General features: G+C 39.2%; 15 protein-coding genes and 3 tRNA genes. 9 read left to right on the top strand and 9 right to left on the bottom strand.

Translation table 11 applies throughout. The features are described from left to right. Positions 1 to 44: 44 nt before the first annotated feature. Positions 45 to 1,337, bottom strand: coding sequence for an EF-P 5-aminopentanol modification-associated protein YfmH (gene yfmH / locus AC4HAF_RS05025; protein ID WP_491096911.1), 1,293 nt, complete (start codon positions 1,335 to 1,337; stop codon positions 45 to 47). Further along, on the bottom strand, positions 1,338 to 2,585 hold the full coding sequence (gene yfmF / locus AC4HAF_RS05020) for an EF-P 5-aminopentanol modification-associated protein YfmF (RefSeq protein WP_491096910.1): 1,248 nt from the start codon (positions 2,583 to 2,585) through the stop codon (positions 1,338 to 1,340). Between the two features lie 79 nt (positions 2,586 to 2,664). On the opposite strand from yfmF, the gene yaaA reads away from it, so the two are divergent. Both yaaA and recF read left to right on the top strand, forming a co-directional pair. After that, on the top strand, positions 2,665 to 3,039 hold the full coding sequence (gene yaaA / locus AC4HAF_RS05015; protein ID WP_491096909.1) for a S4 domain-containing protein YaaA: 375 nt from the start codon (positions 2,665 to 2,667) through the stop codon (positions 3,037 to 3,039). Positions 3,040 to 3,041: 2 nt separating this feature from the next. Continuing rightward, positions 3,042 to 4,133: a DNA replication/repair protein RecF gene (gene recF / locus AC4HAF_RS05010; RefSeq protein WP_491096908.1), complete on the top strand. Its 1,092-nt coding sequence runs from the start codon at positions 3,042 to 3,044 to the stop codon at positions 4,131 to 4,133. A 199-nt stretch (positions 4,134 to 4,332) separates the two neighbouring features. Here recF and guaB read toward each other — a convergent pair whose 3' ends face one another. Together guaB and trpS are read right to left on the bottom strand one after the other, a co-directional pair. Next, a complete protein-coding gene (gene guaB / locus AC4HAF_RS05005; RefSeq protein ID WP_491096907.1) occupies positions 4,333 to 5,814 on the bottom strand; it encodes an IMP dehydrogenase in 1,482 nt (493 codons plus the stop codon). A 170-nt stretch (positions 5,815 to 5,984) separates the two neighbouring features. Then, the gene (trpS, locus tag AC4HAF_RS05000; protein WP_491096906.1) at positions 5,985 to 7,007 is read right to left on the bottom strand and encodes a tryptophan--tRNA ligase; all 1,023 of its coding nucleotides are present in this window, start codon (positions 7,005 to 7,007) and stop codon (positions 5,985 to 5,987) included. Between the two features lie 155 nt (positions 7,008 to 7,162). Here trpS and AC4HAF_RS04995 point away from each other — a divergent pair, with 155 nt between their 5' ends. Beyond that, positions 7,163 to 8,782, top strand: a complete 1,620-nt coding sequence (locus AC4HAF_RS04995; RefSeq protein WP_491096905.1) for an ATP-binding cassette domain-containing protein — start codon at positions 7,163 to 7,165, stop codon at positions 8,780 to 8,782. 39 nt (positions 8,783 to 8,821) lie between these two features. Then, the gene (locus AC4HAF_RS04990) at positions 8,822 to 11,416 is read left to right on the top strand and encodes a YfhO family protein (protein WP_491096904.1); all 2,595 of its coding nucleotides are present in this window, start codon (positions 8,822 to 8,824) and stop codon (positions 11,414 to 11,416) included. 206 nt (positions 11,417 to 11,622) lie between these two features. On the opposite strand, the gene AC4HAF_RS04985 is transcribed toward AC4HAF_RS04990, so the two are convergent. Together AC4HAF_RS04985 and AC4HAF_RS04980 are read right to left on the bottom strand one after the other, a co-directional pair. Further along, positions 11,623 to 11,696 (bottom strand) — tRNA-Asn (locus AC4HAF_RS04985). A 5-nt stretch (positions 11,697 to 11,701) separates the two neighbouring features. Then, positions 11,702 to 11,773: transfer RNA gene (locus AC4HAF_RS04980), tRNA-Glu, on the bottom strand. Positions 11,774 to 11,947: 174 nt separating this feature from the next. Between AC4HAF_RS04980 and AC4HAF_RS04975 the strand changes: the two genes are divergently transcribed. Next, positions 11,948 to 12,021: transfer RNA gene (locus tag AC4HAF_RS04975), tRNA-Arg, on the top strand. A gap of 70 nt (positions 12,022 to 12,091) precedes the next feature. On the opposite strand, the gene AC4HAF_RS04970 is transcribed toward AC4HAF_RS04975, so the two are convergent. From AC4HAF_RS04970 to rlmH, 3 genes are read right to left on the bottom strand one after another with little or no spacing between them, the layout of a single operon-like run. Continuing rightward, positions 12,092 to 12,772, bottom strand: coding sequence for a YoaK family protein (locus AC4HAF_RS04970; protein ID WP_491091929.1), 681 nt, complete (start codon positions 12,770 to 12,772; stop codon positions 12,092 to 12,094). A 38-nt stretch (positions 12,773 to 12,810) separates the two neighbouring features. After that, entirely contained in the window at positions 12,811 to 13,485 is a 675-nt protein-coding gene (locus AC4HAF_RS04965) for a DNA alkylation repair protein (protein ID WP_491096980.1), read from the bottom strand. A gap of 8 nt (positions 13,486 to 13,493) precedes the next feature. After that, positions 13,494 to 13,973 (bottom strand): 23S rRNA (pseudouridine(1915)-N(3))-methyltransferase RlmH, encoded by a 480-nt coding sequence (gene rlmH, locus AC4HAF_RS04960; protein ID WP_491091930.1) that lies wholly within the window; start codon positions 13,971 to 13,973, stop codon positions 13,494 to 13,496. Between the two features lie 215 nt (positions 13,974 to 14,188). Here rlmH and AC4HAF_RS04955 point away from each other — a divergent pair, with 215 nt between their 5' ends. The 4 genes from AC4HAF_RS04955 to dnaN all read left to right on the top strand — a co-directional run bounded on the left by AC4HAF_RS04955 (position 14,189) and on the right by dnaN (position 19,226). Then, positions 14,189 to 15,403: a S1C family serine protease gene (locus AC4HAF_RS04955; RefSeq protein ID WP_491091931.1), complete on the top strand. Its 1,215-nt coding sequence runs from the start codon at positions 14,189 to 14,191 to the stop codon at positions 15,401 to 15,403. Positions 15,404 to 15,604: 201 nt separating this feature from the next. Continuing rightward, complete coding sequence (locus tag AC4HAF_RS04950; RefSeq protein WP_491096903.1) at positions 15,605 to 16,381, top strand: ParB/RepB/Spo0J family partition protein; 777 nt, start codon at positions 15,605 to 15,607, stop codon at positions 16,379 to 16,381. A gap of 200 nt (positions 16,382 to 16,581) precedes the next feature. Then, positions 16,582 to 17,934, top strand: a complete 1,353-nt coding sequence (gene dnaA / locus AC4HAF_RS04945) for a chromosomal replication initiator protein DnaA (RefSeq protein WP_491096902.1) — start codon at positions 16,582 to 16,584, stop codon at positions 17,932 to 17,934. Between the two features lie 155 nt (positions 17,935 to 18,089). Continuing rightward, entirely contained in the window at positions 18,090 to 19,226 is a 1,137-nt protein-coding gene (dnaN, locus tag AC4HAF_RS04940; protein ID WP_491096901.1) for a DNA polymerase III subunit beta, read from the top strand. Positions 19,227 to 19,254 lie beyond the last annotated feature (28 nt).

Here is a 19,254-nt window from a genome sequence, read left to right as displayed (position 1 = left end):
TACTAATCCTGTTTATTATAACAAATTTTAGATTGTTTTTCTGCTTATTTTGGAAATAGTGTAAAATCTGTCACTTGCATGTCTGCCATGATCTTTCGCCCAAATTCCATGACATCCTTTATTTCCAGAGTTTGCAAAATTTTTGGAAAATCAAAGTAAGTTTCTTTTTCCCACAGGTTGTTAATAAATTGGTTGGCAAGTGTATCGACATTATCTAAGCTGCTGATAAAATCACCATACAGCTCATTTCGCAGCGTTTGTAAATGGCTTTCTGATAAATTCTCATCTGCTTCAAATTTTTTGACTGCCTGACGGATCTGATTGGACATGGCAATGGGCTCTTTTGTGTCAAGCATGATGACAACAAATTGGTAAGATGCCGACACCTCAATTTTCATATCGAACGAATCATCAATCTTCCCATCTGCATACCATTTTTGATAGCGCTGAGAAGTCCAGCCGAACAAAAGGGAGAAAAAGAGCTTCAAAAGCAGTTTTTCCCTCAATAAAGATTTGGTTTTCTTTCCAATAAAATCAAAACGAAAGCCTACAGCCAATTTTGGAAGTGTAATATCTTTTTGCAGTGAACCTGCTGTTGCAACAGGAAGCAGTTTTAAATTTGATCGTTCAATGTGAGGTGCTTTCGCCTGAGGCAGCTCTTTTTGAAAAGTGACAATATCCTTGTAAACTTGCTTGACATCAAAAGACCCGACCGCCAAAAGAACAAGATTGGAAGGATGGTAAAAATAGTGAAAATTTTCTTCCAGATCATGCTGAGTTAAGCTGCCGATACTCTCTTGACTGCCAACGATATCTTTTGCCAGAGGTGTCTCAGGATAAAGCTTAGCTAAAATACCTTGGTATAAAAAATCATCGGCATCGTCCTGATACATATCAATTTCCTGAGCAATAATATCTTTTTCATTTTCGATTGACGCAGCTGTAAAGGAAACTTTACTTGTAAAATTTTGCAGTAAGGCAAGATTCTCTTTAATCCTGTCAGCTGCCGAAAAGTAATAGACTGTTTTATTAAAATCTGTATAAGCATTGCTGTCCGCGCCTAATTTTGTAAATTCATAAGAAGCGTCTTTACCGTTTTCCATTTCAAACAGCTGGTGTTCTAAGAAATGAGCAATACCTTCTGAATACTTCTTAGACTTACCGTCTGCTGTAAACTCTGTGTCAATTGAACCAAATTGGCTGCTGATCAGAGCAAAAGTTTCTTTGAAATCTTTTTTAGGCAGCAAAAAAACAGTGATGCCATTATCCAGCTGGTTGAAGTAAAATTCCTCACCGATATCCGGAAATTTACGCCTTTTTAATCTCGTTGCAGCCATTTACTCTCCTTCTAAAAAATAGATAGACTGTAGTTTAATAAGGTTAGCCACCTTGACAACATCTTCTTTACTGATTTTGTCAATCTTGTCAATCCATTCTTTTGTTTCTAAGCAGCGCTCTTTTAAAAATTGACAATGGTAATTATGTTCAATCATACTTTTAGGATGATCTTCTGACAGCTGAATGTTGCTGATCAGCATTTTCTTGGTCTGATTTAATAAATGGCCGGAAAAACGCCCTAACTTCAAATCATTAAATTGTTTATTGATTAGCTGAAATGTCTGGGGCCTTTTTTTGCTGTCAATCCCAGTGTAAAGCTGCAGTAAACCTCTGAAACTGTCAAAATGACTGCCGATGCTGTAGGCCAGGCCTTGTTTTTCCCTGATTTCAGTAAACAATTTTGAATGCGGAAAAGCGCCTAAAATGCCATTAAAAACAAGCAAAGCATAGTAATTGCTGTCACCATAGGTTATTGGCAAATGGTAGCCCAGCTGCAGAATAGACTGCTGGTTTTCTCTTTGTTCAACCTTTTCCTGAACAACTTTTGAATAATTCTGCTGATAAAAAAAGGTCAATTCTTTTTGCCGATCTCTCAAAGGAAATTCTTCAATCAACTGTAAAACATGATAGTCATCAAAACTGCCTAAAACAAAAATATCAATGCGGTCTTCCTTGAGCATTTTTTGAAATTCCTGATAGGCAGTATAAGAATTTTCAGCAGCCACTAAATCAGCTGTCGCATCCTTTGCATACTGCATAATTTCTTCTTTGAAAAAAAGTTTCTGCAGCTCCAAATGGCTGTAGTAAAAGGCATCTTCTTTATCAGTTTCTAAATACCTCATTAAGTTTGCCTTTTCAAGATCAAAAGTCTTACTCTGATAATGCTCTACTGACGCTAAAGGGTTGAATAGGGCTTCTCTCAAAAAAGCGACTATCTCCCCCAAAACAGAACCGCCTTCCGGTATAAACTGATCCGCTGCAAAAGAAATATCGATGTCAACAATATGAACCCGTCCTTTCGTCGAAACCTGCGTTGAATAGCGAGCTCCGTAAAGATCGGCTAATTTTTCTCTGAATGCCTGCGGCGTCGGATAGGCATTATTCGCTGTGGCTAACATTTGAGCAACGAGAACACGTCGGGCTAACGTTTTGCTGTTTAATTCTCCGGAAAACCGAAAGGTAATATGATTAGTCTTAAATTTGGTCGTTTTAATCAAGTGTAAATGTACATCTTGGGCTAATTTCATGGGACTTCCTTCAATATGTTATTCCGTTCAATTATATCATTTTATGCTATAATTATCCTTAGAGAAAGTTGAGGAATTTATGGAATACAAACTTTTTGGAGACTATATTACACTGCAGGCACTCTTGAAAAATTTAGGCATTATCTCAAGCGGAGGAGCTGTCAAGTCTTATTTAGCCAGCACACAAGTTCTATTTAACGGCCAGGCAGAGACCCGCCGCGGAAAAAAGATTCGCTTAGGAGATCAAGTTGCTATTCCGGCATCGGACATTGTTATTACTGTTGTTGAACCTTCGCCTGAAGAAAAAGCGGAGCATCTCAGCCAGCTGGCGGAAAAAGAAAGAGTGGCAGCTCTCGTCAAAGAATTGAGCCAAAAGAACAAGAAAACCAATCAGCATAAAGGACCAAAAACAGTCTCTAAAACTAAACGGGCTGTTAAATTTCCCGGCACTTAACTATGTGGATAGAAAAAATTAAACTGACAAATTATCGCAATTACCAGAATCTTGAAGCTGAATTTTCTCCAAAACTTAATGTTTTTGTCGGTCAGAACGCCCAAGGAAAGACAAACTTTTTAGAAGCTGTCTATTTTCTGTCTTTGACACGCAGCCACCGGACACGCTCAGACAAGGAGCTGATTCGCTTTGGCGAAAACGAACTGCATGTTTTAGGAACACTCAATCGCATCAATGGTAAAATTCCTTTGGAAATCACCTTGTCAGACAAAGGAAGAACAACGAAAATTAACCATTTGAAGCAATCCAAACTGTCAGATTATATCGGCATGATGACCGTTGTTCTTTTTGCGCCGGAAGATTTACAGTTGGTAAAAGGCTCTCCCAGCCTTAGGAGAAAGTTCATTGATATTGATTTAGGGCAGATTAAACCTGTCTATCTGGCTGATTTATCAAATTATAATCACGTCTTAAAACAGCGAAATTCCTATCTAAAAAAAGCTGACAAAGTTGATTCCGATTTTTTAGGCGTTTTAGATGAACAGCTGGCGGATTACGGAGCCAGAGTTATCAGGCATCGTTTTGATTTTATCCGTGATCTGGCCAAAGAAGCCGATAAACATCATTTTACCATTTCAAATCAGCAGGAACATTTAAGCATTTCTTATCTGTCTTCCGTTAAATTTGATGATAAAAAAGACATTGAGAAAAATTTCCTGTCCCAGCTGCAAAAGAATCGTCAGCGAGACATTTTTAAGAAGAATACTGGTTTGGGACCTCATCGTGATGATTTGTCATTTTTTATTAATGATATGAATGCCAGTTTTGGCAGCCAGGGACAGCATCGCAGTTTGATTTTATCGCTAAAGTTAGCTGAAATCGAACTCATCAAATCTGTCACCGGAGACTACCCTATCCTTTTGCTGGATGATGTTATGAGTGAACTTGACAATCACAGACAAACCAAACTTTTAGAAGGTATTAAGGAAAATGTCCAAACCTTTATCACCACAACCAGCCTTGAGCACCTTCAGCAGCTTCCTGAGGATTTAAAACTCTTTACTATCCGTCAGGGAAAAATTTCCACAGATTAACACATTTGTAAAAAATCTGTCAATTTTCTTTACAAAAAGTGTAAACAGCATGTCAACAAACACTGTTTTTAAAGCATTTATAATTAAATCTATTGTCAAGTGATGGTCTACAGTCGAATTCCCGTCTTAAAGAAGACTTCAATTTTAGAAAAATCAAAAAAGAAACTGTTTTAATGACGGCAGTTTCTTTTTTGATTCTTTATTGTACAGAATAATTAGGCGCTTCGTTTGTAATTTGAACATCGTGTGGGTGGCTTTCAATCAGCCCTGCCCCTGACATCTCCATAAACTGGGCATTTTCACGAAGTTCCTGCAAATCAGCAGCCCCTACATAGCCCATACCGGATCGGATACCGCCAAGCATTTGGAAAACAATATCTGCCGCAGCACCCTTATAAGCTACACGCCCTTCGATACCTTCCGGGACAAGTTTGTTAGCTTCATTGACAGAACCTTGGAAGTAGCGGTCGCTTGAACCTTTCCTCATTGCTGCAATGGAACCCATACCGCGGTAAGTTTTAAACTTGCGGCCTTGATAAATCTCTGTTTCACCGGGTGCTTCATCAGTACCCGCAAACATTGAACCGAGCATAACAGCATTGCCGCCCGCAGCAAGTGCTTTGACAATATCTCCGGAATATTTAATCCCTCCATCTGCAATAATGGTTTTGCCATACTCACGCGCAACACCGGCAGCATCATAGACAGCTGTAATCTGAGGAACTCCGACACCGGCAACAACACGGGTTGTACAGATAGAGCCCGGACCGATTCCCACTTTAACAACATCAACACCGGCATCGTAAAGAGCTCTGGCACCGGCAGCAGTAGCAATATTTCCGGCAATTAAAGTCTTATCAGGAAAAGTATCGCGGATTTCAGCAATTTTCCGAAGAACTCCGGCAGAATGACCATGAGCTGTATCAATAACAATGGCATCTGCTCCGGCTTCGAAAAGGGCTTCTGCACGCTCAAACGTATCAGAAGTGACACCGACAGCACCGGCAACTAACAGACGGCCAAACTCATCTTTAGCAGCATTTGGAAATTCAATAACTTTTTCGATATCTTTAATTGTAATGAGACCTGACAGACGGCCCGTTTCATCAACCAAAGGTAATTTTTCAATACGATGTTCATGCAAGATGCGCTCTGCTGTTTCAAGATCTGTTCCGACCGGAGCTGTCACCAGCTTTTCACTGGTCATGTGCTCTGAAATCAGTGTATCATAATCAGAGATAAAGCGCATATCGCGGTTTGTAATGATACCGACTAATTTACGATTTTCAAGCGTTTCTACGATTGGAACTCCGCTGATGCGATAGCGCTGCATCAATTCTTCAGCTTCAGAAACTTTGTGCTTAGGCGTTAAGAAGAAAGGATCAATAATAACCCCGTTTTCTGAACGTTTTACCTTCCGAACTTCCTCAGCCTGCTCTTTAATGGACATATTCTTGTGAATAACGCCAAGACCGCCTGCACGCGCAATAGCAATCGCCATCTTACTGTCAGTAACAGTATCCATAGCTGCTGTGATAATTGGAATATTTAATGTCAAATTTTTAGCCAATCTGGTCTGCAGATTAACTTCATTTGGAAGAACATGGCTTTCAGCCGGGATAAGCAATACATCATCGAAGGTATAACCTTTTTTCAAAAATTTAGTGTCCCAATTTGACATTATCTAATCCTCTTTTCTATACATTTTTGCCGGTCGGCTAGTTTAATTGTTACTATAATAACACGCTAAAATCATTTGTCAATAAATTCAGGGAAATTTGCCCAAGAAAAAAACAGATGAAAAAAGCTGATTTTTACAGCATCTCCTCTGCTTTTTTTATACGGAACTTTTTAAAAATAATTGATGCCCATAGCTTTTTTGACATCGTCCAATGTTTTTGAAGCTGTCTGGCGGGCTTTCTCGCTGCCTTTTTTCAGCATTTCAAAAACATAGCCCATGTCCTTGGCATATTCCAAACGCCGTTCACGAATAGGTTTTAGTTCCCGCTCTAAAATATCAAGCAAATAGCGTTTGGTCTTCACATCACCAAGACCGCCTTTTTGATAATGCTCTTTCATAGCAGCAATTTCAGCGGCATCCTCAGGTTTGCCAAAAACATCAAGGTAATGAAAAACCATATTGCCTTCGACAGAACCGGGATCTTCCACACGGATATGATTGGGATCCGTATACATGCTCATCACTTTTTTGCGAACAGTATCCGCATCATCAGACAGATAAATACCGTTGCCCAGAGATTTGGACATTTTAGCATTGCCGTCAAGTCCCGGCAGGCGGCCTGCAGCTTCATTTTCCGGATAAATGCCTTCCGGCTCGACTAAAACATCACACTTATAAGTATGGTTAAAACTACGGACGATTTCGCGTGTCTGCTCAATCATTGGCTTTTGGTCATTGCCGACAGGCACATAATCAGCCTTGAAAGCTGTGATATCAGCGGCCTGTGAAATAGGATAGACCAAAAAACCTGTCGGAATAGATTGACCAAAACCTTTTTGAGCAATTTCTGTTTTGACCGTCGGATTGCGCTCCAAACGGGCAAGTGATACCAGGTTCATATAGTACATGGTCAGTTCAGCCAGTTCAGGAATTTGACTCTGAATAAAAATCGTCACCTTTTCCGGATTGAGGCCTACTGCCAAATAATCAAGGGCAACATTGCCGACAGACTCCTTGATGATTTCAGATTCTTTAGCATGATCGGTTAGAGCTTGCTGATCTGCCAAAAAAACAAACATGCGGTACTTGTCCTCATTTTGCAAAAGAACACGGTTTTTCAGGCTGCCGACATAATGCCCCAGATGCAGTTTTCCCGTCGGACGGTCACCTGTCAAAATAATAGGTTTTGTCATTTCTATTCTCCTAAATTACAATTAGTTCAATTATAACATAATTATCAAGAGCAGGAGGACAAAGCAGCAGTCAAAAATTTACAGCTGAGGGATTTAATTGAAAAATAAGGGCTTTTCCTGTAAAATGTAGTAGTATTAAAAGATGAGGTGAAAAATTGTTAACTGTATCAGATATATCGCTGCGTTTCAGCGATCGTAAACTTTTTGATGATGTCAATATTAAATTTACAGCGGGAAATACTTATGGTTTGATCGGGGCTAACGGGGCCGGAAAATCAACCTTTTTAAAAATCTTAGCTGGTGATATTGAACCCACAACAGGCCATGTGGCACTGGGTCCTAATGAGCGTTTGTCTGTTCTTCGTCAAAATCATTTTGACTATGAAGAAGAGCGGGCTATTGATGTTGTTATCATGGGCAATCAAGAGCTCTATAACATTATGAAAGAAAAAGACGCTATTTACATGAAAGCTGATTTTTCCGACGAAGACGGTGTCCGTGCTGCTGAGTTAGAAGGTCAGTTTGCTGAATTGGGAGGCTGGGAAGCAGAAAGCGAAGCAGCTCAGCTGCTGCAAAATCTTAATATTGCTGAGGATCTTCACTATCAAAATATGAGCGAGCTGACCAATAGCGATAAGGTCAAGGTTTTGCTTGCCAAAGCTCTTTTTGGCAAGCCGGACGTTCTCTTGCTTGATGAGCCTACTAATGGTCTTGATATCCAGTCCATTAATTGGCTGGAGGATTTTCTTATTGATTTTGAAAATACAGTCATCGTTGTTTCTCACGACCGGCATTTTCTTAATAAAGTCTGCACTCACATGGCTGACCTTGATTTCGGTAAGATTAAACTTTATGTCGGCAATTATGATTTCTGGAAAGAATCCAGCGAACTGGCTGCAAAACTGCAGGCCGACCGCAATGCTAAGGCAGAAGAGAAGATTAAGGAACTTCAGGAGTTTGTTGCTCGCTTTTCAGCCAATGCTTCTAAGTCCAAGCAGGCTACTTCTCGCAAAAAAATGCTGGATAAAATTGAACTCGAAGAAATCGTTCCTTCAAGCCGTAAATACCCGTTTATTAAATTTGAAGCAGAACGCGAAATCGGCAACGATCTCTTAACTGTCGAAAATCTTTCTGTTAAAATTGACGGTGAAACCATTCTTGACAACATCAGTTTTATTTTAAATCCGGGAGATAAAACCGCTGTTATCGGTCAAAATGACATTCAGACAACAGCACTTATGCGGGCACTGATGGGAGACATTGACTACGAAGGCACAATCAAATGGGGAGTTACGACAAGCCGCTCTTATCTTCCAAAGGACAACAGCAGTGATTTCGCAAGCGGCGAATCTATTTTAGAGTGGCTGCGGCAGTTTGCCGGCAAAGAAGAAGACGATAATACCTTTCTTCGCGGTTTCTTAGGGCGCATGCTCTTTTCAGGCGATGAGGTTAACAAGTCTGTCAATGTCCTTTCAGGAGGGGAAAAAGTGCGCGTGATGCTGTCCAAGCTCATGCTGCTTAAATCTAATGTCCTTATTTTGGACGATCCTACCAACCATTTGGACTTAGAATCCATCTCAAGCCTCAATGACGGTCTCAAAGATTTTAAAGAATCCATCATCTTTGCCAGCCACGACCATGAATTCATTCAAACATTGGCCAACCACATCGTTGTCATCTCTAAAAACGGTGTTATTGACCGTATCGATGAGACCTATGATGAATTCCTTGAAAATGAAGAAGTCCAGGCAAAAGTTGCCAAGCTCTGGCAATAAAAAGCGGAAACGCTTTTTATTTTTTTACAAAGAAAAATTATGATGAACTATTTGAGAAACCATAAACAAAGCTTTGCTTTTTATAGCATTAGTTTTATACTGCCCGCTTTTATCATGTTTACTGTCCTATTTTCAAAAAACATTTATTGGGGCAGCGACACAACCCTTTTAGCCAGTGACGGCTTTCATCAGTACGTCATTTTTGATACGCTCATTCGCAATATCCTCCATGGAACTGACAGTCTGTTTTACTCCTTTAAAGGCGGACTGGGGTTTAATGTTTTTGCCCTTATGAGCTATTATTTAGGGAGCTTTTTGACACCCTTTACTTATTTTTTTAATGTCCAAAACATGGCCGATGCCTTTTACCTCTTTACTTTGATTAAATTCGGCCTGATTGGCTTGTCAGCTTTTTACAGTCTTGACCGGATTTATCCCAATTTAAACAGATACTTGACTCTGATATTGTCAGTATCCTATGCTCTTATGAGTTTTACCACCAGTCAGCTGGAGTTAAATAATTGGCTGGATATTTTCATTTTACTGCCTCTCATTTTACTGGGGCTCGATCGCTTACTTAATAAAAAAGGACTGTCGCTTTATTTTCTTAGCTTAAGCTGCTTGTTCATCCAGAATTACTTTTTTGGGTTTATGACGGCTGTTTTTCTATTGCTTTGGTTTTTTGTCCAGACATCATGGAATTTCAGGGAAAGAATAAAAAGATTTGCTGATTTTGCTTTGGTTTCGGTTTTTTCAGCATTTACCAGCGCTTTTATGCTCCTTCCGGCTCTGCTTGATTTAAGCAGCCACGGAGAAAAAACAGCTGAACATTTTAGCATATTAACCCCAGAAATGGGGATCTTTGATCTCTTTGCCAAAAATATTGTTGGCAGTTACGATACCACAAAATATGGCTCTATTCCAACAGTTTACGCCGGATTATTACCCCTACTTTTAGCTCTCACTTTCTTTTTTGTTAAAACCATTAAGCATCAAGTCAAGCTGGCTTATCTGCTTCTTGTCATTTTTATCATTGCCGGTTTTTTCTTTCAGCCGCTTGATCTTTTCTGGCAGGGTATGCATGCTCCCAACATGTTTCTTCACCGTTATTCCTGGATTTTATCCACTGTCATAATCATGATGGCAGCTGAAACTTTGTCCAGAATAGCGCAGCTGACCTTTAACGCTTTTTTCCCGGCCTTTATTTTATTGATCTTTGGATTTACGGGAGTTTTCTTTTTTAGGGAGAACTATGACTTTTTGACACCGGCACATTTCATTCTGACAGGCCTTTTTCTGACTGGGTACGGCTTAGTTCTCTTCCTCTTTTTCACTAAGGGGGCTTCTCAAAAATTAATCTTCTCCTTTACATTTATCTTTACTATTTTTGAACTGTCTTTCAACAGCTTTTTTCAAATCGAAGGTATTGAAAATGACTGGAACTTTCCTTCCAGAACGGTTTACGACGATAATGTAAAAGAAGTTGACAATTATGTCAAGTTAGCTGACCAAGAAACACCTAGTTTTTTCCGTCTGGAAAAACTGATTCACCAGACTTTAAATGACGGCATGAAATTCAACTATAACAGCATTTCTCAATTTTCATCCGTCAAAAACACGCTGTCTGCCGAATTATTAAACGCTTTAGGCTATTACTCCCAAGGCAATCATGCTTTCATCAGCTACCATAACAACACCATTTTAATGGACAGCCTTTTCTCAGTTGCTTACAATATCAGCACACAAAATCCCCATAAATTCGGATTTAAGCTCAAACAAAAGGGCAGCCATTACAGTCTTTACAAAAATTCTTATCAGCTGCCCTTGGCACTTATGGCAAACGGCCTTTACAAGGATGTCAATTTAGATTCTGATCCGCTTGCCAATCAGGAAAAATTTGTCAAAGAATTGACAGGAATAACAGATTCCTTCTTTACAGAAGTTCCCATTCTTTCAAGTAAAAACAGTCAGGTTTTAAACGGCCGCACAGCTGTTACTGATTTAAAGGGAAGTCAAGCAAAAGTTTACTATACTGTAAAGGTTCCTGCTAACAGCCAGCTTTATATCAATCTTCCTAATATCAGTTTTAGCAGTGAAAACGAAAAAAATATTTTATTAACCGTTAAGGGCAGAAAGACAAAACAAATTGCGGATAACAGTTATTATTTGTTTAATTTAGGCCATTATAAAAAAGAAGAGCTGCTGACTTTCACAGTCGGTTTTCCTGATAATAAAACAGTCAGTTATGATTTACCGCAGGTTTATGCCTTAAATTTAACAGCCTACCAAAAAGCAGCAGCACAATTAAAAAGTGCGACAACCAAAGTTTCAGTTCGAAAAAATCAAATTTTTACATCTTACACAGCTAAAAAGAAAAGCTCACTGATTTATACTCTCCCTTATGACAAAGGGTGGTCAGCAAAACAGAACGGGAAAAAACTGGATATTAAAAAAGCTCAAAACGGCCTTATGAAAATTAATGTTAAAAAAGGCCGAGGCGAACTGACCATGACATTTCTTCCTCAAGGCCTGTATCTGGGAATTCTGATTTCTGCCTTTGGCGTCCTTCTTTTTATGCTGTATCAATTTTACTGCCAAAAATCCAACAGAGCCGCTAAAACCTCAAAATACTAAAAAGAGAGCCATTTACAGGCTCTTTTTACGTTTAATATAATATCTGCGCAGACACCTTTAGTCCATATCAAAAATTGTAACGTAATCGCAAGTCACACACACTCTGACTTCAGCTGGTTTATTTGCTTTGTACCAAAGACCGCTAAACGGACTGAAGTTCATCAAATAAAAAACCCTGCACAAATTGCAGGATTAGTGTCTTATCACTCCGGCAGTAGGACTCGAACCTACGACATCATGATTAACAGTCATGCGCTACTACCAACTGAGCTATGCCGGAATGGATAGTCCGTACGGGATTCGAACCCGTGTTACCGCCGTGAAAAGGCGGTGTCTTAACCCCTTGACCAACGGACCATAACACTCTTATTATTATAACAAATATCTTTTATTTGTCTAGCTTTTTTTCAAAAAAATTATAAGAATATTCCCTCCATGCTGCCAGAAAAAAACTCAGGACAAACTAACAAGACTTATGCTTGTAAAGATTGACAGCAGCCTATAACTTTTGGTAAAATAATGAAGTTATGAGGTCTCATAGCTCAGCTGGATAGAGCATTCGCCTTCTAAGCGAACGGTCGCAGGTTCGAATCCTGCTGGGATCAAAAACAGGATCGGGCAACTACCGATCCTTTTCTTATTGCTGTATTTTAACGTTAGTCATCAAAAGCAGTTTCACAAGTCCTTGAGGTCTTTTTCTTTTCTTTCTATATTTAAGAAATACACCAGTACCAACATAGGCAAAAGCAAGACGTAAAGACTGTTTTCAGTTAAATAGCGGCACATAACAGTAGACAGCAAAACACCTGCCATGAAAGTAACAATAACCGTAATGATATAAATCGACTGTCTTAGTATCTGCTTATCTTTTTCGACACTTCCTTTAAGAAAAAGATAAGCGGCGTTTTTTATATTTCCTGTCATCATCGTATTGGTGTAAGTATAACCTCTGACCCGCTTAAAAGTTGCCAGCTGAATGGAAGCAAAAAATGCCAAACCGGCAATCGTAAAAATAGAAGGCAAAAAAGGACTCACAACAGCTATTGCTGCCAGCAAAAACAGCATCACATAAGTGCTTAGCTTATGCCAACCGACATCTTTAGGCGTCACCCATTTTCTAAGAAAATAATAGAAAAACTGACCTAAAACAAAAAAGATGATGGGAATCAAAAAACTAACGGCTTCTTTTAAATGCCCTTCTGCAAGATTGATTGTCATATACAGCAAATTTCCCGTTTGCATGCTGGCAAAGCGCCCTTCTTGAGTGATAAAAGTATAAGCATCAATAAAGCCGCTGACAAAAGTTAACAGCATTGCCACTCTCAATCCTTCAAAATTTTGATAATTTTTTGTCATTTTTCAAACTTTCTCCCTTTGTTTCACGTGAAACGCTCTTACAGATATTTACTGGCTTCTCGGACAGATAAACGGTTCTTTTGTTCCTTGTGTTGTTCAATAAACTGATGAACCCAAATAGGATTGGTTTTTGAATATTCCCGCAAGGCCCAGCCGATAGCCTTGTTGATAAAAAATTCTTTGGCAAAGGCAGAACCCGACAGATTATTTTCAATGATAACTGCCAAAAGATTTTCGTCAGTAGCTTTTTTAAAAGTCAGCTGATGATCGATAGCCACTCTCCGCAGCCAAAAGTTATCGGCTAAAGACCACTCTAACATAATTTCTTTAGCTTGAGAATCATTTTTAACAATAGCTCCGGCAACTTCATCCAAATTATCCACAGAATCCCACCATGATTTGCTGACAATGAGCTCCTTTATTTTATTTAGATCAGACAGAATCAATTTTGACCTGATTTTTGGCATCTGGAGATAATTGCAGGCTAGATATTGGCATTCACGGCAGTCTTCCTGCCACATTGCAAAAACAAATTTCCAGTCAACAGCCTCTTCTAAAGACTTCTCTTTCAAAAATGTCTTAGACAATTGGCGCCGCAAAGGCGTTGGAATCCCATAAAATGCAAAATGGTCTTTCTGATAGTTAGCCATTTTTGCAGCTTTTTCTGAATCAGAATTCTCTTCAAACAATTTAAACATTTCAGAATAAGTCATCATGTCTCCTATTTGTGATAAGGACTTCCTTCCTGAATCATAAACGCTCGGTAAATCTGCTCAGTTAGTATTAAACGCATGAGCTGATGAGGCAGGGTCATAAGACCAAAGCTAACAAGCAGATCAGCTCTGTTTTTTATTTCCTTAGAAAGCCCGAGACTTCCTCCAATAATAAAGGTAAGGTTGGAGTAACCTTTTACTTTTGCATCAGACAAAACCTTGCTGAAAGCTTCAGATGAGAACTGTTTGCCTTCAATGGCCAAAGCAATGACAAAATCCCGATTGGAAATTTTAGACATAAGCCGCTGACCTTCTTTTTCAAGAATCTGCTGATTCTGCGCCTGACTGGCATTGTCAGGTGTTTTTTCATCCGGCAGCTCTAGTATTTCAAACTTAGTAAAACGGCTTAAACGCTTGCTGTATTCAGCAATACCGTCTTTTAAATACTTTTCTTTAATTTTACCGATTGCTATTATTTTTACTTTCATATTTTCTATTATAACACCTTTTTCAGCAGACTTATCCACAGTTTTTAAAATAAACTGTTTTTAAAAAAAGCAGCTGTTTGCAGAAAGAGATCAACATTTTCAGAAAGTTTTCCACAACTTGTGGATTCTTTCTTTTTTTAGTGTTTTAAGGTATAATTAAGTCAAATTTCTTAGACTGTTCCAGACTAATTATTGAAAATTCGGAGGTCCTAAAAGTGAATAATGCAAAACCCCATACCTTCCTAAGATGGTTTATCCCTTTTCTGCTTATTTTTTTAAGTTTTATTTTAGGGATTATCTCAACAGTGGTCTTTTACTGGGTATCAGGCAGCAAGTCCATTTCTGACGGCGGAAAAACAACTGTCAGCAATGTCGTCTATAACACCAAGTCTGACACCACTGAAGCTGTCAAAGATGTTAAAAATGCTATTGTTTCGGTCATCAATTACCAAAAAATAGACACGGATACCAGCTACTACAATAATTACGGTGACTCACAGGACGAAAATCAATCCGAAGATGGTTTAAATGTCTACGGTGAGGGATCAGGCGTTATCTATAAAAAAGACGGTGATACAGCCTACCTGATAACCAACAATCACGTCGTAAAAGATGCTGAAAAGCTTGAAATCATGCTGGCTAACGGAAAAAAAGTCGTCGGGAAATTAGTCGGCTCCGATACCTATTCTGATTTAGCGGTTGTGAAAATCTCCTCTAAAGAAGTCAGCACTGTTGCAAAATTTGCAAATTCAGATAAGATTAAGGTCGGTGAACCTGCTATTGCCATCGGCAGTCCTCTGGGAAGCGACTATGCTAATTCGGTAACAGAAGGCATTGTCTCCAGCCTCAGCCGAACAGTAACCACACAAAATGAAAACGGCGAAACCATCTCAACCAATGCTATCCAAACTGATGCGGCTATTAACCCGGGTAATTCCGGCGGAGCTTTGATCAATATCAAAGGGCAGGTCATCGGTATCAGTTCAAGTAAAATTGCATCCAGCAGCAATTCAAGCAGCGGTGTTTCTGTTGAAGGAATGGGCTTTGCCATTCCATCAAACGATGTGGTTTCCATCATTAACCAATTAGAAGAAAATGGTGAAGTTATCAGACCGGCTCTCGGTATTTCAATGGCTAATCTGAGCGAAGCATCTACCAGCGGCAGAGAGTCCTTAAAACTTCCAAGTAACATTACCAGCGGTATCGTTGTTCTTTCAACTCAAAATGGCATGCCGGCTGACGGTAAACTGAGAAAATACGATGTCATCACAGAAATTGACGGCAAAAAAGTAGCTTCCATCAGCGATCTTCAAAGTACTCTTTACAAGCATAAAAAAGGTGATACTATTAAGATTACCTTCTACCGCGGCAAAGATAAAAAGACAGTTGATATTCAGCTGACAAAGACAAGTCAGGATTTAAATAATTAATCGCACAAATCCCACCAAGCAGCAAATGCTGCTAAAACTGACTTAAAAGACTGACTGTGAAGCCTTTTGATTAAATGTTGCCGCTTTTGACAATAAATCTTCACTGCTAAAGATATGTTTCAACTGTATCTGGGATGGGCAAAAAAGCTGCTTTTTTGAACTTAGGCACATTTTGTCCTTCCCTTTTTTATGGAGTTAGTTATGCCTGAAGAATTAAAATACCTTGATCCTAAAGATATTAATCCCAATCCTTATCAGCCACGGCTCCGCTTTAAGACCAAAGAACTGGAAGAACTGGCGCAGTCCATCAAAGAAAACGGTCTGATTCAGCCTGTAATTGTCCGAAAATCAGATATTTTCGGCTATGATTTGATTGCAGGGGAGCGGCGGCTAAAAGCCGTGAAACTGGCTGGTTTGAATAAAATTCCTGTCATTGTCAAAGATATTTCCGATAAAGACAGTATGAAGCAGGCCATTATTGAAAATTTACAGCGCTCTGATCTTAATCCGATTGAAGAAGCTAAGGCGTATCAAAATCTCATCAGTAAAAGTCAGATGACCCATGACGATATCGCCAAGGCAATCGGAAAATCCCGACCCTATATTACCAACAGCGTCAGACTTTTAAATCTGCCGTCTGACATCAAACAGGCTCTTGAAAAAGGGGTAATTTCTCAAGGGCACGCGCGTCTGCTGTTAAGCATCGATAAACAGGAGCTGCAGGATAAGTGGTTCCGCAGCATCCTTGATCAGCAGTTAAGTGTCCGTCAGCTTGAAAAAGCTTTGAAAAACCTGTCAAAGAAAGAAAAAAAGAAAAAACCAGCAAAAGATATTTTTATTGCAGAAAAGGAAAAGGAAATCAGTCAGCTTCTGGGCCTCCCTGTTTCTATTTCCTACAGTAAACAGCATCAGGGGCAGCTGAAAATTTCCTTTTCTTCAGAGGAAGAATTCAACAGAATAATAAACAGGTTTTTTTAGCCTGTTTATTTTCATTTTTTTCTGGCACTTTTTTCCACAGCTAAAACTAGCTCAGATAGCTGAATTAACAGTTTTTATCTCTTTATCCACAAGTTGTGGAAAACTTTTGTCCACTATGTGGATTTTTCATTTGCAGCTGTGGAAAACTTTTGCTTTTTGTGGTAAAATTTTCTTATTACAAATCTTGATAGGAGCACACTATGACAAAAAATGAAGAAATTTTTTGGAATAGGGTCTTAGAACTTGCACAAAGTCAATTAAAACAAGCAACGTTTGATTTTTTTGTTTCAGATGCTAAACTGCAAAAAGTTGAAGGAAGTACCGCAACCATTGTGCTTGACGATATGAAAAAGCTGTTCTGGGAAAAAAATTTGCAGCCTGTTGTGCTGACAGCCGGTTTTGAAGTTTTCAATACTGAAATTTCCATTGACTATGTTTCTGAAGAGGAAGAGCTGCAGTCGGACACACATTTCCAAACTGCGGTATCCGGACCGTCCGCCCAGCCTCTGCCAATTGTGCAAAACGATCTTAATCCAAAATACAGTTTTGATAATTTTGTAATTGGTGATGAAAACCGCTGGGCCTTTACAGCTTCTGTTTCTGTGGCAGACCTTCCGGGAACAACCTACAATCCTCTTTTTATTTACGGAGGACCCGGTTTAGGTAAGACCCACCTGCTAAATGCCATTGGCAATGCTGTCTTGGCTAATAATCCTAAGGCCCGAATCAAGTATATCTCTGCTGAAAACTTCATAAACGAATTTGTTGTCCACATCAGGCTGCAGAATATGGATGAGCTTAAGCAGAAATTTCGCAACTTAGATTTGCTGCTGATTGATGATATCCAATCTTTGGCCAAGAAAAGTTTGGCTGCCACACAAGAAGAATTTTTCAATACCTTTAATGCTCTTCACGACAATAATAAACAAATTGTTCTAACCAGCGATCGAACGCCGGATGATCTCAATGACTTGGAGCAGCGCTTGGTTACACGCTTTAAATGGGGACTGACGGTCAACATTACACCGCCTGATTTTGAAACACGTGTCGCCATTTTGAACAATAAAATTCAAGAATACAATTACAGTTTCCAATCAGAAACAATTGAATATCTGGCAGGACAGTTTGACTCCAATGTTCGGGATTTGGAAGGGGCTTTAAAAGACATCAGTCTGGTAGCCAATTACAGAAATCTTGACGTGATAACCGTCGAGGTAGCAGCAGAAGCAATCAGAGCCAGAAAGCAAGACAGCAGTCCTAAGATGATTGTTATTCCTATTGAAGAAATCCAAAAGCAGGTCGGAAAATTCTACGGCGTAACAGTCAAAGAAATTAAATCAACCAAACGGACGCAAAATATTGTTCTGGCACGTCAGGTCGGCATGTATTTGGCGCGTGAAATGACTGACAACAGCCTTCCAAAAATCGGAAAAGAATTCGGAGGACGGGACCACTCAACAGTTCTCCATGCTTATAATAAAATAAAAAATATGCTGGCTCAGGATGACAGTCTGAAAATTGAATTAGAGACCATCAAAAATAAAATAAAATAGGCTCTGTGCATAAGTCTCGTAAAAGTAACTTTTTATCCACAGCTTGTGAACAACTCTTAAGCCAGACAGTACCTCAAATTCTGATACTTATCCGCACTATACACAAGACCTACTACTACCACTAACTTAATACTTATAAAATAAAGGAGTATTCCATGATAAAATTCTCAATCAATAAAGCCTTCTTCTTGCAAGCTTTAAATGCCACTAAACGAGCAATCAGTTCTAAAAATGCTATTCCTATTCTTTCCAGTTTAAAAATTGAAGTTCATTCCCAATCAATTGTTTTAACAGGTTCTAACGGACAAATTTCTATTGAAAATACTATTTCAGCTGATGATGAAAATGCAGGACTGTTAATTACTTCTCCAGGGTCAATCCTGCTTGAGGCTAATTTCTTTATTAATATTGTTTCAAGTTTACCGGATGTCACCTTAGATTTTGAAGAAATCGAACAGCATCAAGTCGTTTTAAACAGTGGTAAATCAGAAATTACTCTTAAAGGAAAAGATGTTGAACAGTATCCGCGTCTGCAGGAAGTTATCACCAACAATCCTTTGATTTTGGAAACAAAGCTGTTGAAAACCATTATCTCAGAAACAGCATTTGCTGCCAGTACACAAGAAAGCCGTCCGATTTTAACAGGTGTCCATCTCGTTTTAACGGATCATAAAGAATTTAAAGCTGTGGCTACAGACTCTCACCGCATGAGTCAGCGTAAACTGACTTTGGACAATTCAACAGATGATTTCGATGTTGTCATCCCCAGCCGTTCTTTGCGTGAGTTTTCAGCTGTTTTCACAGAAGATGTGGAATCGGTAGAAGTTTTCTTCTCCAGCAGTCAAATTCTCTTCAGAAGCGAGACTATTAGCTTTTACACGCGCCTTTTAGAAGGTAATTATCCGGATACTGACCGTTTATTGGCAAATAACTTTGAAACTGAGGTTGTCTTTAATACTAATTCGCTGCGCTACGCCATGGAACGGGCTCATCTTATTTCCAATGCAACCCAAAACGGTACGGTAAAATTAGAAATTGACAACAATCAAGTAACTGCCCATGTTAACTCTCCTGAAGTTGGTAAAGTTAATGAAGAATTGGATACTGAAAAGATTTCCGGCAGTGATTTAACCATTAGCTTTAACCCAACCTATCTGATTGAAGCACTTAAAGCGCTTAAGAGCGAAACCGTAACGATTCGCTTTATTTCACCGATCCGTCCGTTTACTTTGACACCGGGCGATGACAGTGAAAACTTTATTCAGCTGATTACACCTGTACGTACCAATTAAAATAGCGCCTTGAGCGTTATTTTTTTGC

This window comes from Streptococcus sp. ELY_90 (assembly GCF_058314475.1).
The sequence above is the reverse complement of the archived record's forward strand: the minus strand, read 5'-3'. Positions and strand labels throughout refer to the sequence as shown.